The 16,533-nt window shown below is 58.4% G+C and carries 14 protein-coding genes and 1 pseudogene; 2 read left to right on the forward strand and 13 right to left on the reverse strand.

What is annotated here, in order from left to right; genetic code table 11:
- Positions 1-254 precede the first annotated feature (254 nt).
- Both WGT02_RS34275 and WGT02_RS34280 read left to right on the forward strand, forming a co-directional pair.
- Positions 255-458 (forward strand): CsbD family protein, encoded by a 204-nt coding sequence (locus tag WGT02_RS34275; protein ID WP_024314134.1) that lies wholly within the window; start codon positions 255-257, stop codon positions 456-458.
- Positions 459-2,078: 1,620 nt separating this feature from the next.
- On the forward strand, positions 2,079-2,603 hold the full coding sequence (locus tag WGT02_RS34280; protein WP_263623195.1) for an adenylate/guanylate cyclase domain-containing protein: 525 nt from the start codon (positions 2,079-2,081) through the stop codon (positions 2,601-2,603).
- On the opposite strand, the pseudogene WGT02_RS34285 reads toward WGT02_RS34280, so the two are convergent.
- The 13 genes and pseudogenes from WGT02_RS34285 to WGT02_RS34345 all read right to left on the reverse strand — a co-directional run.
- Positions 2,584-2,730 (reverse strand): annotated as a pseudogene (locus tag WGT02_RS34285) (transposase domain-containing protein); the annotation flags it as partial. The gene WGT02_RS34280 and the pseudogene WGT02_RS34285 overlap by 20 nt on opposite strands.
- 58 nt (positions 2,731-2,788) lie before the next feature.
- Positions 2,789-3,859, reverse strand: coding sequence for an ABC transporter ATP-binding protein (locus WGT02_RS34290; protein ID WP_208245473.1), 1,071 nt, complete (start codon positions 3,857-3,859; stop codon positions 2,789-2,791).
- 21 nt (positions 3,860-3,880) lie between these two features.
- Positions 3,881-5,401 (reverse strand): DUF5060 domain-containing protein, encoded by a 1,521-nt coding sequence (locus WGT02_RS34295; protein ID WP_208245471.1) that lies wholly within the window; start codon positions 5,399-5,401, stop codon positions 3,881-3,883.
- A 34-nt stretch (positions 5,402-5,435) separates the two neighbouring features.
- Positions 5,436-6,320: a carbohydrate ABC transporter permease gene (locus WGT02_RS34300; protein ID WP_024314130.1), complete on the reverse strand. Its 885-nt coding sequence runs from the start codon at positions 6,318-6,320 to the stop codon at positions 5,436-5,438.
- Complete coding sequence (locus WGT02_RS34305; protein WP_024314129.1) at positions 6,317-7,216, reverse strand: carbohydrate ABC transporter permease; 900 nt, start codon at positions 7,214-7,216, stop codon at positions 6,317-6,319. Before WGT02_RS34305 ends, WGT02_RS34300 begins: the two co-directional genes overlap by 4 nt.
- Before the next feature lie 90 nt (positions 7,217-7,306).
- On the reverse strand, positions 7,307-8,560 hold the full coding sequence (locus WGT02_RS34310; RefSeq protein ID WP_208245469.1) for an ABC transporter substrate-binding protein: 1,254 nt from the start codon (positions 8,558-8,560) through the stop codon (positions 7,307-7,309).
- Between the two features lie 69 nt (positions 8,561-8,629).
- A complete protein-coding gene (gene dhaL, locus WGT02_RS34315) occupies positions 8,630-9,277 on the reverse strand; it encodes a dihydroxyacetone kinase subunit DhaL (protein WP_208245468.1) in 648 nt (215 codons plus the stop codon).
- 3 nt (positions 9,278-9,280) lie between these two features.
- Positions 9,281-10,285: a dihydroxyacetone kinase subunit DhaK gene (locus tag WGT02_RS34320; protein WP_208245467.1), complete on the reverse strand. Its 1,005-nt coding sequence runs from the start codon at positions 10,283-10,285 to the stop codon at positions 9,281-9,283.
- A 55-nt stretch (positions 10,286-10,340) separates the two neighbouring features.
- Positions 10,341-12,212: a hypothetical protein gene (locus WGT02_RS34325; protein WP_208245465.1), complete on the reverse strand. Its 1,872-nt coding sequence runs from the start codon at positions 12,210-12,212 to the stop codon at positions 10,341-10,343.
- Entirely contained in the window at positions 12,209-13,243 is a 1,035-nt protein-coding gene (locus WGT02_RS34330) for a Gfo/Idh/MocA family protein (protein WP_024314124.1), read from the reverse strand. The genes WGT02_RS34325 and WGT02_RS34330 overlap by 4 nt, the downstream gene beginning before the upstream one ends.
- Before the next feature lies 1 nt (position 13,244).
- Positions 13,245-14,309, reverse strand: a complete 1,065-nt coding sequence (locus tag WGT02_RS34335) for an ABC transporter permease (RefSeq protein ID WP_024314123.1) — start codon at positions 14,307-14,309, stop codon at positions 13,245-13,247.
- On the reverse strand, positions 14,306-15,856 hold the full coding sequence (locus WGT02_RS34340; RefSeq protein ID WP_040680813.1) for a sugar ABC transporter ATP-binding protein: 1,551 nt from the start codon (positions 15,854-15,856) through the stop codon (positions 14,306-14,308). Before WGT02_RS34340 ends, WGT02_RS34335 begins: the two co-directional genes overlap by 4 nt.
- Positions 15,853-16,497 carry a DUF2291 family protein gene (locus tag WGT02_RS34345; RefSeq protein ID WP_024314121.1) on the reverse strand — a complete coding sequence of 215 codons (645 nt, stop codon included), beginning with the start codon at positions 16,495-16,497 and terminating at the stop codon, positions 15,853-15,855. The genes WGT02_RS34340 and WGT02_RS34345 overlap by 4 nt, the downstream gene beginning before the upstream one ends.
- Positions 16,498-16,533: the final 36 nt, after the last annotated feature.

Below are 16,533 nucleotides of genomic sequence, written 5' to 3' on the forward strand. Positions count from 1 at the left end.
GTGGTTGAAATCTTGCAGTGGCTTGCCTTCCCTTCCAGTCATGCCCGGCTGTTCGTGCTCATTTGCGGCGGGGTGATATGCAGGCATGCGTCATCGATTCCTACAGGCTTCGTTGCGCTGCTGAATGGCCAGAGCTCGCGCCGGAGCCATGTCTGAACTCCTTCATATCGCTTGGGCCAAAGGCGCTCGAGCCCAGGGAACACTAATGTTGCTGCCTCGTTACCTGCACAGTCGCAGCATGAAGGAGAAGCGAAATGGATTGGAATCGTGTCGAAGGAAACTGGAAGCAGATGAAAGGCAAGGTCAAGGAACAGTGGGGCAAGCTCACTGATGACGATCTCGATCAGATCGCCGGCAAACGCGACCAGTTGGAAGGCAAGATCCAGGAACGTTACGGTATTGAGCGGGATCGCGCTCGCCGCGACATCGACGATTGGTATGGCAGCCAGACCTGGTAGTAACGCTCGATCAGCCCGGATTTTTCGTCCGGGTCTATTCTGGCCGCGACGAGGCACGCGAAACGAAAAAGAATAGTGATTTGGCGTGCCTCCGCCTCACGATTTGCAAACATCATGATTTGGCTCGTCGGCGCGATCCGCGCCGTGATAGTCATGGAGGAGTCCGAGGCCGCCGCCGCAGCGGCGACCTGGCTGTAGAGACAGGCACACAAAGCCTGACAGGGGTTCGACGGCCTTGTGTGTTAATCCTGCTCACAGAGGGATGGATCTGAGGAGCCTTTAGGATAGCGTTTTGCAGCCGGAAAAAGGATGCATCCGTTCGCATAGGCGGCTTTAGCAAATTTGGTGAGGAAGGCGTGAAAAGTGAGAGGTCCGCAGGGGTGATAGCGGACCCTCAGCACTTTTACAGGGAAACTGGCCGTCTTTCGGCCGCCGCCATAAGAGCACAACCGGGCACGGCTCGCACGTACGCCTTTAGCGGTACGCGCACCTACCATGACGTGAGAAGACCTGAAGATCCGGGACGCAGTTGTTGCGCTCCAGCAGCTTGTTGTGCGTCGCGCTATTGCGAGCTATCGTCGGTCTCAAAGTGCCCTCGGATCAGGCGAGAGACAGATGTTGGAAGACTGGTTCACAATGATCGTCGGCAAAGGCAACGTAAACGAGGGCCTTCTTCGGATCATCGTCTTCATAGCCATATTTATCGGCGGTTTCGGAACGCTTTTTTGGTGGCTTCTGCGATAGTTCGCTCGACCCGAGTGAATGGTGGCGGACAAAAAGAGTACGCCGACCCCTCTCGCCGGGTTTTGCAGAAGCTGTCGCCGGGTCGTGGGACCCAGGCTGTGAGCGTAAGACAATTCTCAGGATCACCCGAATGGCGGGTGGCCGACGGGTAGCCTACATCAGTGCGCCTGCATTTTAGTCGGCACAGACGGTCCTGTATCTCGTTATCTCATGGTTGTGACTGCGAACCTGGTATGGCTGCCTCCAGCACCTCGGCTGTTCGTATCGTGACGGATAGTACCGATCGCGATAATACCGAGGAGGCGCACGGTAGAGCCTTGGTGAATCATCGTCGTAGTAACGCGGGCTATCGCCGAACTCAAAGTATATTCCTTGAGCAGACGCGGGCGAGAAGGGAACTAGACTCGCGCATGCGGCAACCGCTAACAGCAGTTTTTTCATGGGCTTTACTCCAAAAGTTCATCCGCTCTGATAACGCTTTGAGACGACGAATTGTTCAAGCCCAGCTCTTATTGTGACTTAGGAGTTTTCTTCCGGGCTAGTGCGAACACCAGGCCTGACTTTCAAATTTGTCAGGATTACCCAGGAGAAATTGCCTGACTGATCGCCGCAACCGAGGCCTGTCTTGTTCGTTCTGCCCGAGGGCAGCGTCGGAAAAGGCGGCACTTTGCGCAGGACACGGCATGTCTTCCGCCCCAAAGGATCTTTCAACGGTTCACGTTTTCAGAGCGGCGCTTTAATGGACTTCTCGGGGCGGCAAGAATACCAGTGGCGGGCCAACCACTGTCGAAGCGTGTCACAGAGATGGCTGATTTGCCCGTCCAGCGTCGACTTGCCGCCATCGCTGTCGCCGATGTGGTCGGTTACTCGCGGCTGATGGGTGCCGACGAGATTGGCACGCTGGCGGCGCTGAAGCAGCGGCGGACGGAGATACTCAACCCCACGGTGCGCGATCATGGCGGGCGCATTGTCAAGGTGATGGGCGACGGGGTGCTCGTGGAGTTCGCCATTGCGATGAACGCCGTCACCGCGGCGATCGAATTGCAAAGCAAGATGGCGGAGGCCAACGAGCCACTGCCGGAGAACCGTCGCATCGTGCTGCGTGTCGGCATCAATCTCGGAGACGTCATCGGGGAGGGCAGCGATATCTATGGCGACGGCGTCAACATCGCCGCGCGGCTGGAAGCAATGGCCGAGCCTGGTGGCGGTTTGCATCTCGGGCAAGGTATTCGACGACGTGCGAACCGGGTGACCGAGCGGTTTCGCGACTTGGGCGGAAGACGCTCAAGAACAGCCCGGCCGGTGCGCGCCTATGCTCTGAACACGGCGCCCGCGCCAGCAATCCCGCCCGTCGGGCACGAAGTGTTTCCCTCGCTCGCCATAGTTCATCGATCCTGTTAATCGGATGATCGGCAGAGACGTCACGAAGGTATGCTCCGGGATCAAGGCCGTTGAGCTTTACAGCCTCGATAAGCGACAAGCCGCGGCGGCGCGTTCACCGCCATCCGGCGAATATCCAGTTCATCCTCACAGCGCTGCGCTGACATTGGACGTGGCGGTGCCAGCGACAATCGCTCCAAACAACGTCAGGCGTTCAGGCGTTGCTGTGTCTGTCGGTCGAAGAAGTGAATCTTGGCCGTTTCGAAAGAAAGCTTCACCCGTTGCTCCGGTACCAATTCGACCCGTTCGCGCACGACCCATGTCAGCTCCTTGCCTTCGAGCTCCACGGCGACATGGGTTTCCGATCCCGTAGGTTCGACAACCTTGACCACCGCGTCCACGCCGTTCTCGCCGCCCAAGGCGATATCCTCCGGACGAATACCCAACGTCATTGGTCTCTTTGCCGAGTTGGCAGGAGCCCGCGACAGCTTCAGGCGTGAACCGCCCTGCAGCGACAGCGTGGGAGCTCCGGCGTCTTGCAGTGTTCCCTCAAGAAAATTCATTGCGGGAGAGCCCAAGAAACCTGCAACAAAGATGTTGCGCGGTCTGTCGTAGAGCTCGAGCGGGCTGCCGATCTGCTCGACGCGACCACCGTGGAGCACGACGATTTTGTCAGCCATGGTCATGGCTTCGATCTGGTCATGGGTGACGTAGACGATCGTGGTCTTCAGGCGTTGATGCAGTGCTTTGATCTCCGCTCTCATCTTCACGCGCAGTTTTGCGTCCAGATTCGAAAGAGGTTCGTCAAAGAGAAATACTTTCGGATCTCGAACGATAGCGCGACCCATGGCGACGCGCTGTCGCTGTCCGCCTGACAACTGCGCCGGCTTTCGATCGAGGAGGGGCTGCAATCCCAGAATTGCTGCAGCCTCACCTACCTTTTGCTCGATTTCCGGCCGTTTGGCGCCAGCGAGCTCAAGAGCAAATCCCATATTCTGGGCGACCGTCATTTGCGGATACAATGCATAGTTCTGGAAGACCATCGCGATATCGCGGTCCTTCGGTTGCAGATTGTTCACCACGCGACCGTCGATGCTGATTTGGCCAGCCGTGATCTCCTCGAGTCCCGCGATCATGCGCAGCAATGTCGACTTGCCGCAGCCAGACGGGCCGACGAGAATGGTAAATTCACCGTCGGCGATCTCGACGTCGACACCATGAATTATGTCCACCGCGCCGAAGGATTTCTTGACGTTTTTGATGCTCAAGCCAGACATTTTGGGACCTCTTGATATCCTCTAGCGCTTCCTGCGTACGCGCAGGGCCTGATATGGCTTGCGCGGAATCTTGACGCCGAAGGCAGCGTCCGGCTTGCCACCCCTGACAATCGCGCCATGGCGTGTGGGATGGGGAACAGGGGCCTCCACTTTCCGAAGCGGTGTGATCGTCATCTCCCATGTGTCGATGAGATCGACCTCATAGTCGTCGCTGTCGACCGGAAGTCCCGAAGACCAGATGACCGGCTGATGCTCGCCGAAATAGATCAGGCGGAAATCGCCGTCACCGTCACGCACGCCAGACACGCGGGACCAGGGCCACTCGCCGACCGACCCGAGCGGCTCGAGGCCGTGCGTCACATCCGCTTCCAGAAGATCCCTGAGGAAGCCGATGCGCTTCCATGCTTCGCCATGCAATTCTCCACCCTTAGCCCACCAGATCAGGTCGTCTGGATGGGAATAGGTTTCGCCATGACCGGCATAGCCGCCGCGCGCCATCGTGATCCAGAAGCGGTGCACGAGCTCCTGGGCGCTGAGGTTTCCCCATGACTGCAGGATGTCGCCCTCGTATTCCGGCTCGTCGTTGACAACAGGCTTGCCGTAGGCGTTGCGCCACTCCTGGGTCCGCTTGACGTCAGGATTTTGAATGCAGGTGTGCGTGACCCATGGCTTGCGATGATCGAAATTCGCAGTCACGTCGCCATTGTGGATGGAACGCAGGTGCTGGTAAGGGTCGTTTTCTTCCAGGATGTGGAAATAGCGATCCCACTGCGCCATCGGCTTCGTGTCGATGAGGAAATCATACTCGTTGGCAAGCGACCACCAGACATTGCGGTAGGCGGACAGACGCGCGGCCAGATATTCGACATAGCGGAAATCCTGTTCGGCCGACATATCCGCATAACCCCACCGGTCGTAGGGGTGGAACATGATGATGTCGGCTTCGATCCCGAGTTCGCAAAGTGTTGCGACCTGTTTGTCAAAATGCTGGAACATGGCGGGATTTGGACGGTCAAAGTCCTCCTTGCCATCCGCTCCTCGTTCGAAGCAGGCGTGTAGCGGCTCGTTGACGTTGTAGGGATAGTCTTTGGGAAATACGCCCATCCGGATCTTGTTGAAACGCGTCTTCCCAAGGGTCTCGAGAGTTTGCCTTTGCATCTCCAGCGGCTGGTGCGTCCAGGCATAGCAGGTCGTACCGAATGACAAAAATGGAGTTCCGTCGGCATAGGCGAAGTGGAATTTGTTGCGTACCCGGACCGGGCCGTGATTGCCTGTCGATGGTGCCGTTGCGATCAAGGAGCCCGTTTTTCCGGCGAGTGCAGTAGTTCTGGAACGCGTTACAAACGACCACTCGCCCTCAACGTCGGGCATGAAGCGCATCCGGTACGTCCCGTTTCCATCATAAAAACCGGGGACGCGCACGTCCCGGCTCTTGTGGGTGAACACGGCATCGAATGCCACGTCGAGATAGGGATTCCCGTCGGAGGGTCCATCAAAGGAGGCCTCGAACACGCCCCATTTTTCGACTGTTGCATTAGGCATAGAATTCTCTCCTCGTGGAATACTTTTATGGTCTCTAGCCCTTGACCGCACCGGAGGTGAGGCCAGACACGAAGTAGCGTTGGAATATGAGATAGACGATGGTCGCCGGCAGGACGGTCATCACGATGGCCGCATTGAGCTGGCCGTAGTTGCTTGAGAACTGCCCCTGAAACGACATCAGACCGAGCGGCAACGTCCACATGTGCTGATCCTGGAGCAGCACCAGCGCCATGGCGAATTCGTTCCAGGTGGAGACGAAGTCGAGAATGAGCAATGCCGCAAGGACGGGTAGGCACACGGGCAGAAATATCCGTCTGAAGATGGTGAAGTGGTTCGCACCGTCAATGAGTGCCGCTTCAGAAAGCTCTTTGGGAATTCCCTTGAAGAAGCCGTGCAGGATGAAAACCTGATACGGAACGCCGAAGGCGATGTAGGGGAGAATGACGCCTGGGTAAGTGTCGATGAGGCCGAACGAGTTTACCAGGGTAAACAGGGGGGCAAGCATCACCTGAAAGGGGATCATCGTGCCGAACACGACAAGAAGCAACAGGGCCTGTGTGACCTTCAGCTTGATCTTGGCAAGGGCATAGGCGGCCATTGCGGAAAGCAGGAGCCCAAGCGGCACCTTGATGACTGTAATGATGGCGCTGTTGAAGAAGGAGCTTGCGAAGTTGCCGCGGCTCCATGCGGCGCTGTAGTTTTCGAACGCGAGGTCGGTAGGTGGCACGAAAGCACCCGTGTTCGTCACCGCCGCAGGCGTCTTCAAGGACGTGAACACGATGAAGACAAATGGCGCCACCCAGACAAGCGCTACGATGATCAGGGTTATCCAGAGACCGATCAAAATCGGATCCCGCTTCATCGACGATGGTTCGACCTGGAGCCGCAAGAGGGTCGTGTCAGTTGGGACTGCTGTCACGATTCAACCTCCTCGTGCTTTTGGGTCCGTCTGAGATAGGGAATGACCACGGTCATGGTGATCAGGAGCAGGACGACGGAAATTGCGGCGCCTCGTCCAAAATCGAAGATCTGCATGGCCTGTGTGAACGCCCAGAGTGCCAGCATCTGGGTGGACTGCGCCGGGCCGCCGCCCGTCAGACCGTAGACGATGTCGAATGCCTTCAACGACGAGATGATGGAAAGAACCAGAACGATCGTCACCGTCGGGCGCAATGCTGGCAACGTCACATGCTTGAACACCGCCCAACGACCGGCGCCATCGATGCGTGCGGCCTCGACAAGCGTTTGTGAGACATTTTGCAGGCCTGCCAGGAACAGGACCATCGAGAAACCCACCGTCTGCCAGAGATACGCCAGGAAGACGGAATAAAGGGCGATATCCTTGTTGCCCAACCAGTCCTTGATCCAGCCCTGCATGCCCCACGACGTGAGCAACTGACTGAAAAGGCCGAAGAACGGATCGTACATCCATTTCCACATGGTGGCGACAGCGATCGGCGCGATGATGACCGGCAGATAAAAGATCGCCCTGAGGCTATTGCGGCCAAAGATCTTCTGATTGAGACTGAGGGCCAACAGGAGTCCGACCATTGGCGGGAAGATCAGGCTCATCACCGTCCAGATCACAGTATTCCTAAAAGCGACCCAGAAAACCGGATCTCTCGTGAAAATCGCGGTATAGTTTGCAAGCCCGACGAATTGCCGATGCGGATCCAGTCCATTCCATTTTTGGAAGCTCAGGATGATGACATTGAGCATCGGATAAAGGGCGAACACGGCATAGATTGCCAATGCCGGCACAAGCAGGATGAGCGCTTGCACGCGCGGATCGTGTGTCGATTGTCGAAGTGACATGCTTTCCTCCTGGCAATGAGAGCCGCTGCCAGCTTATGAAATGGGCCAGCCGATCAACACGAGGGTCGATCGACTGGCGCCTGGGAGGAATTAGGTTCGGCTTGCGATGAAGCTCTGCAGCTGCTTGGCCGCGTCAGCAGGTTCAGCGTTGCCGGAGGCGACGTCATTGATGACGCGGAAGTATTCCGTCGTGACATCAAGCGGGAACGCCTGATCGCCGTTCATGTACACCTTGCCGTACTTTTTGAAGATATCCAGCCATTCTGCCTCGAGCGGCTTCTGGTTGGTATACTCTACGTTCTTGTTGACGGAGGTCGAACTGAGCTGACCGAGCAGATCCTGCTGCACCTTCGTGGACAGGAAATAGTCAAGAAACTTCGCCGCCATATCCGGATTCTTGCTCTTGGTACTGATGTAGTTGTACTCGGCGAAGCCGTAGAGACGATCGGTATTGGTCGGGAACGGGAAAATGCCGTAGTCGTCGAGATTGGCACCGGAGCCGTTAAGCTGGCTGACCAGCCAATCGCCTTCGAGCATCATTGCTGCACGACCTGCCGTGAAGAGGCTGTAGGACTGTTTGTTGTCGATGCCCATGAACGGCTGCAGCGTGTAGTCCTTCGTCCACTTCGCAAACTCCCCGAACGCTTCCGTCGCGCAGGGTTCCTTCGTCCAGTCCAGCGTCATCGCTTTCAGGGCGTCATGCTTTTCAGCGCCGCACTTTGTTTCAAGGATAACGTCCATGAGACGCATGACGTGCCAGTTGACCGTTCCGCCGAACGTGAAGGCAGGAATTCCTGCGGCCTTCAGCTTCTCCGCCGCTGCAACGAGTTCGTCGTAGGTCTTGGGTTCTTCCTTGATGCCAGCCTGGTCAAAAAGCTTCTTGTTATAGTAGACGGCTTCACCCTTGAACGTGAAGGGAGCGCCATGCTTGCCGCCGGGATATAAGTCGGCGAAAGCCGCTGCAGAGGGAAGCAGTTCGTCGTTCCATTTGTACTCGGTGTAGTACTTGTCGAGCGGCAGCGACAGACCGGCTTTCACGTATTCGCCGCCAAGGCCAAGGCCCGCCCAGCTGAAATAGATGTCGGGTCCTTTGTCGGAGCCTGCAGCGACGCGCAAAGCAGTCTTGTGCTCATCGACGGCGCGCTGGACAATCTCGACATGTGTCCCAGGGTTTGCCGCTTCGAAGTCCGTTGCTACCTTCTTCAGGGCCGTATTTGCAGCATTGTTGTCGAAGTTGAGCGTCCAGAGCGTGATATCTTCGGCAAGAACCGGCGTTGCAGACAGGGACGCGATCGCCAGCGCAACGATGCTCGTAGACTTCAACGTCGTGGATAGGGTCAGCATTACGTCCTCCTCTTGTAAAGCCGGCCCGTTTTCGCAGATAGTCATTGACATGCCAACGGGTATGATGAGCTAACCATCATGTTGCTGTGCAAATTTCGATATCGCGGCAATTATGATGACGGCCGACGCAGCGCCCGGATCGATGTGACCGATCGCGCGATGCCCCAATCGCGAAGCGCGCCCCTTGCCTGCTGTCATGCCGCTCGTTGCTTCGCAGCCCTCGTGTGCCGCCTGCAGGGCAGCGTCGAAACATGCAGCGAGGGGCGTTCCCGACCGCCAGGAATCCTGCGCGGCGTCAGCTGCCGGCCTCCAGGCATCAAACATTGTCTTTTCTCCGAGCTCTGCCTTGCCGCGCTCCTGGATTCCCTGGGCCATTGCCGCAAAAGCGCGTAGGAAATCGTCATCGGTCAATGCCTGCTTGTCCTTGGCGGCCGCTCCCGCGCGCATGAAGGCGGTGGCGTACAATGGGCCAGATGAAGCGCCAACTGCATTCAAAAATGCCTTTGCTGCGACGTTGAATACAGCCGTTGGCGCAGTCTGGGCAGGGTCGAGCTCGCCGACGGCCTTTGCGGCCGCTTGGCATCCTGCGTCCATGGCGAGCCCGTGATCGCCGTCGCCGATGGCGCCATCCAACTCACAAAGATGGTCGCGTTTCTTTGCGATAGCCTCGGCAATCAGGACAAATAGGCGCTGCAGATCTTTCGTCGTGATCGTCATCGATCACCTCGTAAACATGGCGCAATCGCAGGGGTGGTCGATCAATCGCTGTAGCTCGTCATCGAGATGCATGACGGTCACCGACGCACCGGCCATTTCAAGCGACGTGCAGTAATTTCCCACGAGCGACGTATGGACGACGAGTCCGGCATCATCAAGCCGGGACTTCACGCGTCGCATCATGATGTAGAGTTCCATCATCGGCGTCGAACCGAGCGAGTTGACGAGCACTGCGACACGATCGCCGCGACTTGCCTTCATCTCCCGAAGAATGCTGTCCATCAGTTCGTCGGTCACTTCGTTTGCCGGTTTCAGCGGCTCGCGAGCCATCCCGGGTTCTCCATGGATTCCCATTCCGATCTCCATCTCGTCTTCGCCAATCAGGAAGTTCGGTTTGAGGGTCTGGGGCAGCGAACACGGCGAGAGCGCGACACCCATCGTGTAGGTTCGCGAATTGGCATGGCGGGCAGCCCGCTCCACGTCGTCGAAAGAATACAGCAGATCACAGGCCGCTCCAGCGGCTTTGAAAATGAAAACGTTGCCCGCCACGCCGCGTCGCCTGTGCCTCTGATCGGGAGGCGCGGAGGCGACGTCATCCGTTGTCAGGACAGTTCGCGCTTCAATGTCGTCCAAAGCGAGCATTTCAGCGGCCATGTCGAAGTTCATGACGTCGCCGGCATAATTGCCATACATGAACAGAACGCCGGCACCACCATCGACAGCCTTGGCACACGCGATAATGGGATCGGGGGGCGGGGAGGCGAATACATTGCCGATCGCGGCAGCGTCTGCGAGCCCCTTGCCAACAAAGCCCAGAAACGTTGGCTCGTGGCCAGACCCGCCGCCGATCACCAGCCCGACCTTGCCCTTGCGCGGCCCGTTTTTGGCAATGATCGCGCGCGGCATATCGTCGACCGCGTAAAGATGGTTCGGATGCGCCGAAAGCACCCCCTGCAGCATCTCATCGACGGCGTCTGCACCGGAATTGATAAGCTTCTTGGTCTTCACGCCATCCTCCCCAGAACAAGCTTCGTTGGCATAGATGCAATTGGTACCGAGCGGGTCAATCCGCCAGTCGCACGACGAGGCTAGCCAGTGGAGCGAGCAACAGGTTCGTACCTGAATTCTTTGATGCTGGCTTGCATGCACCGCAGTCGACCGCTTTTTCCTCGCTCGTCAAATTAACGATGCAAAGCTTTTCTCCTGTGGCATCCCCTGCAACGAAAGCCAGCACCTCGGAGGGGGAGGAGGAGACACATTCCTGCCAGGATGCACCAGCCAATGCAGCCAGTGCCCGTACGGTATTAAACAGTGGGCGCCGCCCGCCTTCCTCGATCGGTTCTGCCGGACCGGCGATCAAACCAAATGGACCGGTCAATGCAGAAAGTGTCAGGCATTCGAGATCGGCATCCAGTACCCGTATCGCGTAAGCCAGCGCGAAAACCTCTGCGAAGCGCCCGTTATGGCGCGGGTCGCGGTTGGCCATCGGTACGCGTCCGCCCGAAGGATTGTCCATCGTGCGGCTGCCATAAGGGTTCTGCCGTATCGCAATGGTCGACGGGCCGATCCGGTAGGGCTTTGCGTCGTAGATCGCGCGCACGGATCGGGTTATGAACGGCAAGGCTTCCAATGTCTGCATGACGCTGAGATCGTCTGCTGCGTGGACGATCGGATTGGTGCAGTGGCTGACGAAGTCAAGCTGTCCATCGGGAACGCGCTTTCTGTTGAGCTCAGTGAAATAGCTCAGCATGCCGCCACCGATGCGAATGCCTGGAAAGGCTAAGTGGGCTGCAGCGTAGATCTCTTCGAGAGGCGGGCAATCGGGCCATTTGCTACCGGGCGGCGTCGACTGCCGGTCGATGGCAGGCGAGATCATGATCGCATCCGGCTTGAACTTTGCCAACTGCATCTGGTGGGCGATCTCGCCCACCTCGATGGACGGAGACCGCTTGCAGGCAAGTGCTATCTCCAGCGTCGAACGACCGCAATGGGCGGCGGCGATTGCTGCGAACCGCTTGAGCACTTCGACGCCATGCCCGGCACCAGGATCGAGATGGAAGAGAAGTTCCTGGGGAGCGATCTCCGACAGGACGGATTTTGCCGACAAGGTCGCGTCAGCGTCTTCGGGTGCAATAATCAGGCCGATCGCCGGCATGGTGCCGCTTCGCGCCCCGGGCTCGAGGTTGATAGCTCCACCCGAGGCCCCAGCAGAAGGGTGCTCTCGTAAGGGGCTGCGGCTGTCAGTGATGATCAGTGACGTTTTTTGCCGAACGGGCTGGTTGGCGGCGATCTGGTACGGCCACGGAAGGGCGAGCGGTCTGACGTAGGTCTTGTAGGATGCGTCCGACCAGTTCCTCTGATCCTCCATTTCAAAGATGTCGCCCTCCATCCGGCATTCTGCCTTCACGTCAGGCATTACGTCGTGGGTGATGGCGCGCATGTCCTTGAACGGCTGCCAGGGCTCGATCAAATCCGGAAACCGTGTTGCCACGACGGCGCCCTTAACGTGCTCGACCGTCGCTGGTGCGCCGGCCACTCCGACGATCGGATGCAAAATACAGAAGCCGCAGCGGTTGGTTTCGAAGCCGGTCTTGGCCACGGCTTCGGCCTCAAAGTCAAGTCGGTCGGGGCTTCCAACGATGCGAACGTCGATGACGAGTGTAGTGTCGTTCGCTCCAGAGCAGCAGGCGCGATAGGTGACCTCGAAACGATCCTCATTCTGCTCGATCGTAAGATTGTCGATCTGCGGGCTGTAGGTGCCCCAATCCCGGTCGCGAACAAGGTAAGAAATTGCTCTGAGCACCTCGGTTCCATTGTAGCGGATGGTGCGCAGGTTGCCATTGGCAAAATCGGCTACCAGTTTTCCGGCACGTAGTCGAACCGGTGGCGTTTCGACGATATGGGTGCCGTAGAGCTGGAACAGGTCGATCGTCATCGCAGCATCGCTCCGACGTCGATTGTCTGCCCCTTGGCTGCACTGTCATAGGCGGCCTCGACAAGGGCAAACGTCTTCAGATTGTCGGCCCCGGATGTTGAGTGCTCGGCGCCGCGCTTCAACTGATCGACCCAATGCTGCTGGATCGCGTGGACGCTCTCTTGGATGTTGTGCCATGGCCGCGAGGCCCATGGCAGCAACTTTGGAGATACGTCCGTGGTCGTCGTGCCCTGCGCGTTTGTTACCTGGAGGCCGTAGCCTTGCGTCAGACGGATGGTGCCCTCGGAGCCATCAAGCTCGATCAATGTCTCCGGGAACGGTTCCTTGGAGAGCTTCGTCGCGTAGCTGACGTCTACCACCGAGGTGGCGCCGTTTTCGTGGTCAAGGAGAATGGTCGCCACGTCCTCGCCCTTGATCTTCGGGTTGACCCGTTTGGTGCGAGCCGTGAGTGAGGAAACATCGCCAAGGATATAGCGGGCGATATCGATCGTATGGATGCCGAGGTCTTCGATGATGAACCGCTCGCCCTCTGCCAGGTACGGCTGACCGGAGAAGACGTCGTAACCCGAACGGAAGGAAAAACGCCCCCAGAAGGGGGTGCCGATGGCGCCTGCATCCAGCGCCTTTCTGACCGCCTGTATCGGTGTTTGCCAGCGGAAGTTCTCGTGGATCATCAACGCTACGCCGGCATGGCGGCACGCCTCGACCATCGCCTTTGCGTCCGATAGCGTCTTGGCGAACGGCTTCTGGCAGATGGCCGCTATGTTGCGCCTGGCAGCCATTTCCACGAGGGCGCGGTGGCTCTGTGCTGTCGTGGCAATGTCGACGAAATCGAACCAGCCGTCGGCGAACAACGCCTCGGCATCGCTATAGCGACGATCGATACCGAACTGATCGCCGACAACCTTCAGCCTCTCGGGATCGCGATCGCAGATCGCGACGATCCTGGCGCCTTCGACATCGTTCCAGGCGTGCATCTGGTTGATCGCAAAGAAGCCGCAACCGATCAATGCACCTTTCAATTCAGTCATTTCAACCTGCCTTTGCCATCTGCATGAGAGTGACGCGTTGTTGCAGGCGGCGCTGCGCCTGGTCGACAACCACGGCGATGATGATCACCAATCCCTTGATGACCATCTGCCAGAAGGACGAGACCCCCATCATCACCAATCCATCCGAGAGAATGCCGATCACGAATGCTCCGATGATCGTGCCGCCGATCGTCCCTCGTCCGCCCGACATCGACGTGCCGCCAAGAACGGCCGCGGCGATCGCGTTGAGCTCGAAGCTCTCACCGGTCGCCGGGTGCGAGGCCATCAACTCCGACGAGATGATGACACCGACGATCGCCGCGCAAAGGCCGGAGAACATGTAGACGAAGATCTTTACCAGGTCGACGCGGATACCCGACATCCGTGCGGCGCGCTCGTTACCGCCGACGGCAAAGATATGACGGCCAATTGGCGTCGAGCGCGCGACATAGGCGGCGAGCAGCGCAAGTACGATCAGAATCCAGATCGATACCGGCAGGCCGAAAATGCGCCCCGCGCCGAAGAAGTCGAAGCCGGTCGTCGCATATTCGGGCCGGCCGACAAGGTTCGGAAAGGTCTGGCCGTCCGACGAGAGCAGCGCCAGCCCACGTGCGATGTAAAGGGTGCCGAGCGTCGCAATAAAGGGCGCGACGTTGAGCTTGGTAATCAGCAGACCATTGATGAGGCCGATGAGGAGGCCGATCGAAAGCGTGATGAATACGATCTCGAAGAGGTTGAAATAGATGGTGTAACCGATTGGCAGTTCGATGCCGTAAAGGATCAGACCGCCGGCGACCATGCCGCAAAGCCCGACGATCGATCCGACTGACAGGTCGATGCCGCCGGTGATGATGACGAAGGTCATGCCCATCGCCAGGAAGGCGTTGAGCGCGACGTGCTTCGACATCAGGATCATGTTTGCAGTCGAGGTGAAGTTCGGCGCGAAGATCGCAAAGAAGATGATTACGGCAAACAGCGCGATGAACGTCCTGAGCTTCATCAGCGTCAGCAGTACAGAACCGTTCGCGCTCGCAGGCGAAGTATTGGATGAGGTGGCCGCCGTCATGACGCGAGTTTCCCTTGATGTCCGTGTCCCTTGGCCGAAGCCGCGATGATGGCTTCTTCCGTGGCCTCGCTCCGGTCGAAGACGGCGACCAGCTGGCCGTTGCTTAAGACCGCGATTCGATCGGAAAGCGCCATGACCTCTTCGAGGTCAGACGTCGAAAACAAAATGGCGAGCCCGTTTGCCGCCAGCCGGCGCATGGTGCGAAAGACATCGGCCTTGGCGCCCACATCGATGCCACGGCTTGGCTCGTCCATCAAAAGCACCTTTGGATTGGTCATCAGCGCCTTGCCGATGACCACCTTCTGCTGATTGCCGCCCGACATAGAGGTTACTTCGAAATCCGGGTTGGGCGCCTTGATTGAAAGATCGCGGATCGCATCGCGAATGGCGTTCTTCTCGGCGCTGCCGTCGATATGGAAGAGGCGGGTGAAGCGGCCAAGGCTTGCCAGGGTTAGGTTGGAAGCGATGGAAAGGACCTGGACCAGACCCTCCCGCTGCCTGTCTTCCGGAATCAGGGCAAGTCCGCGTCGGATACGCCGCGTGGTATCGCGGGCGCGAACTTCCTTGCCATCGATGAAGATTTTGCCGGTCGAGTGCATGTGACGTCCGATCACGCATTCGAAGAACTCGCTGCGCCCCGCACCCATGAGGCCATAAATGCCCAGTATTTCGCCTGCCTTGACCGATAAGGAGACGTTGTTGACCGAAAGCCCACCCGTGGCTCGCGGCAGGCTGATGTTTTCGGCGCGAAAGACCTCGCTGCCGACGGCGTGGTCCACAGACTTTGCAAAATCCTTGGCGTCCGAGCCGATCATGGAGCGCACGATCCAACGCGTGTCGATATCGCGGACCATTGCCTGACCGGTGATTTGGCCGTCGCGTAGCACCGTGATGTAGTCGCCGATCCGCATCAGCTCTTCCAGTCGGTGCGAGATGTAGACGATCGCGACGCCCTGGGCTTTGAGTTCGGCAATCACCTTAAACAGGATTTCAACTTCAGCAGCCGAAAGAGCGGATGTCGGCTCGTCCATGATCAGGATACGCGCATTCAACGACATCGCCTTGGCGATCTCGACGAGCTGCTGCTGGCCGATGGGCAAATCCTCGACCATCGTCTCCCCGTCAATCCCGGCATCCAGACGCTTCAAAAATGCATTGGCTTTTTGGACCTGCGCCTTGTGATCGATACCGAAGAGGCCGCGCGTCATCTCGCGCGTGGCGAAGATATTTTCTGCGACCGACATGTTGGCAAAGAGATTGAGCTCCTGAAAGATCATACCGATGCCGTGCGCCTGCGCATCGGCCGGGCTGTTGAAAGATACGGGCTCGCCGTCAAGGATGATGCGGCCGTGCGTCGGGTGCTCGACGCCGGCGATGATCTTCATGAGTGTCGACTTGCCTGCGCCGTTTTCGCCCACCAGGACGTTGACCGCGCCCTGGCGCAGTTCGAGATGGGCGCGCTTCACCGCGACGATACCCGAATAGACCTTCGACACATCGTCGAGCCGCAGGATGATGCCGTGCGTCGATATCTTGTTTGCGGTCATGATCCCACCGTCAGTTCGGAGGGAGTGACGAATGGAAGCTGGCCGCCGTTGGGGAGCGGAAAGGCGCCAATCGCGGTTACTGTCTTGCCGACAAGGCCTTCGCGCGGGACGGCGGACAGGAAGGCCGCATTGGCCTTCTCGTTGAACGCCTTGCCGAACTGAGCCCACTCGATCTGGTTCTTGAATTCGTTGAAATTGACAAAGTCCAGCGTGTCGCGCAGCGCCGTGCCTCGCAGCGCCGGCCCGATCTGTACCTTCGCATCGGCCTTGCCATCGCCATCGGCGTCGACATCGAGCGTTGCCGCGCGCGAGGCTGTATCGGCAGCAATGACCTTGCCGTTGACTTTTACCGCATACGTCCACGGCGAGCTGCTCTGCTTGCGCGGATTGCCGTATTTCTCGCCCGCCTGATCGGGGCTGGAAGTGGCCAGTTGCACGACGTCTTTGAGTTCGCCGGAGCGCTTCTCGAAATAGGGTATGACCTCGGACTGCCAGATCGCCTCGACCTTTGCGTTCGGGTCGAAGGCGGTCTTGGCCGCTGCCGCCGCCTTTTCTTCTGCGGTTGGCGTCTTGATGATCTTGCAACCGGGCAACATCGCCACCACCACAGCAGCGAGTAGGGCGCCCTTCATTCTCAACATGCGGGTGAACCTCGACGTCATACGAAAGGAATTGCA

Origin of the sequence: Rhizobium sp. T1470, assembly GCF_042140505.1 — a bacterium.
GTDB lineage: Bacteria > Pseudomonadota > Alphaproteobacteria > Rhizobiales > Rhizobiaceae > Rhizobium > Rhizobium favelukesii.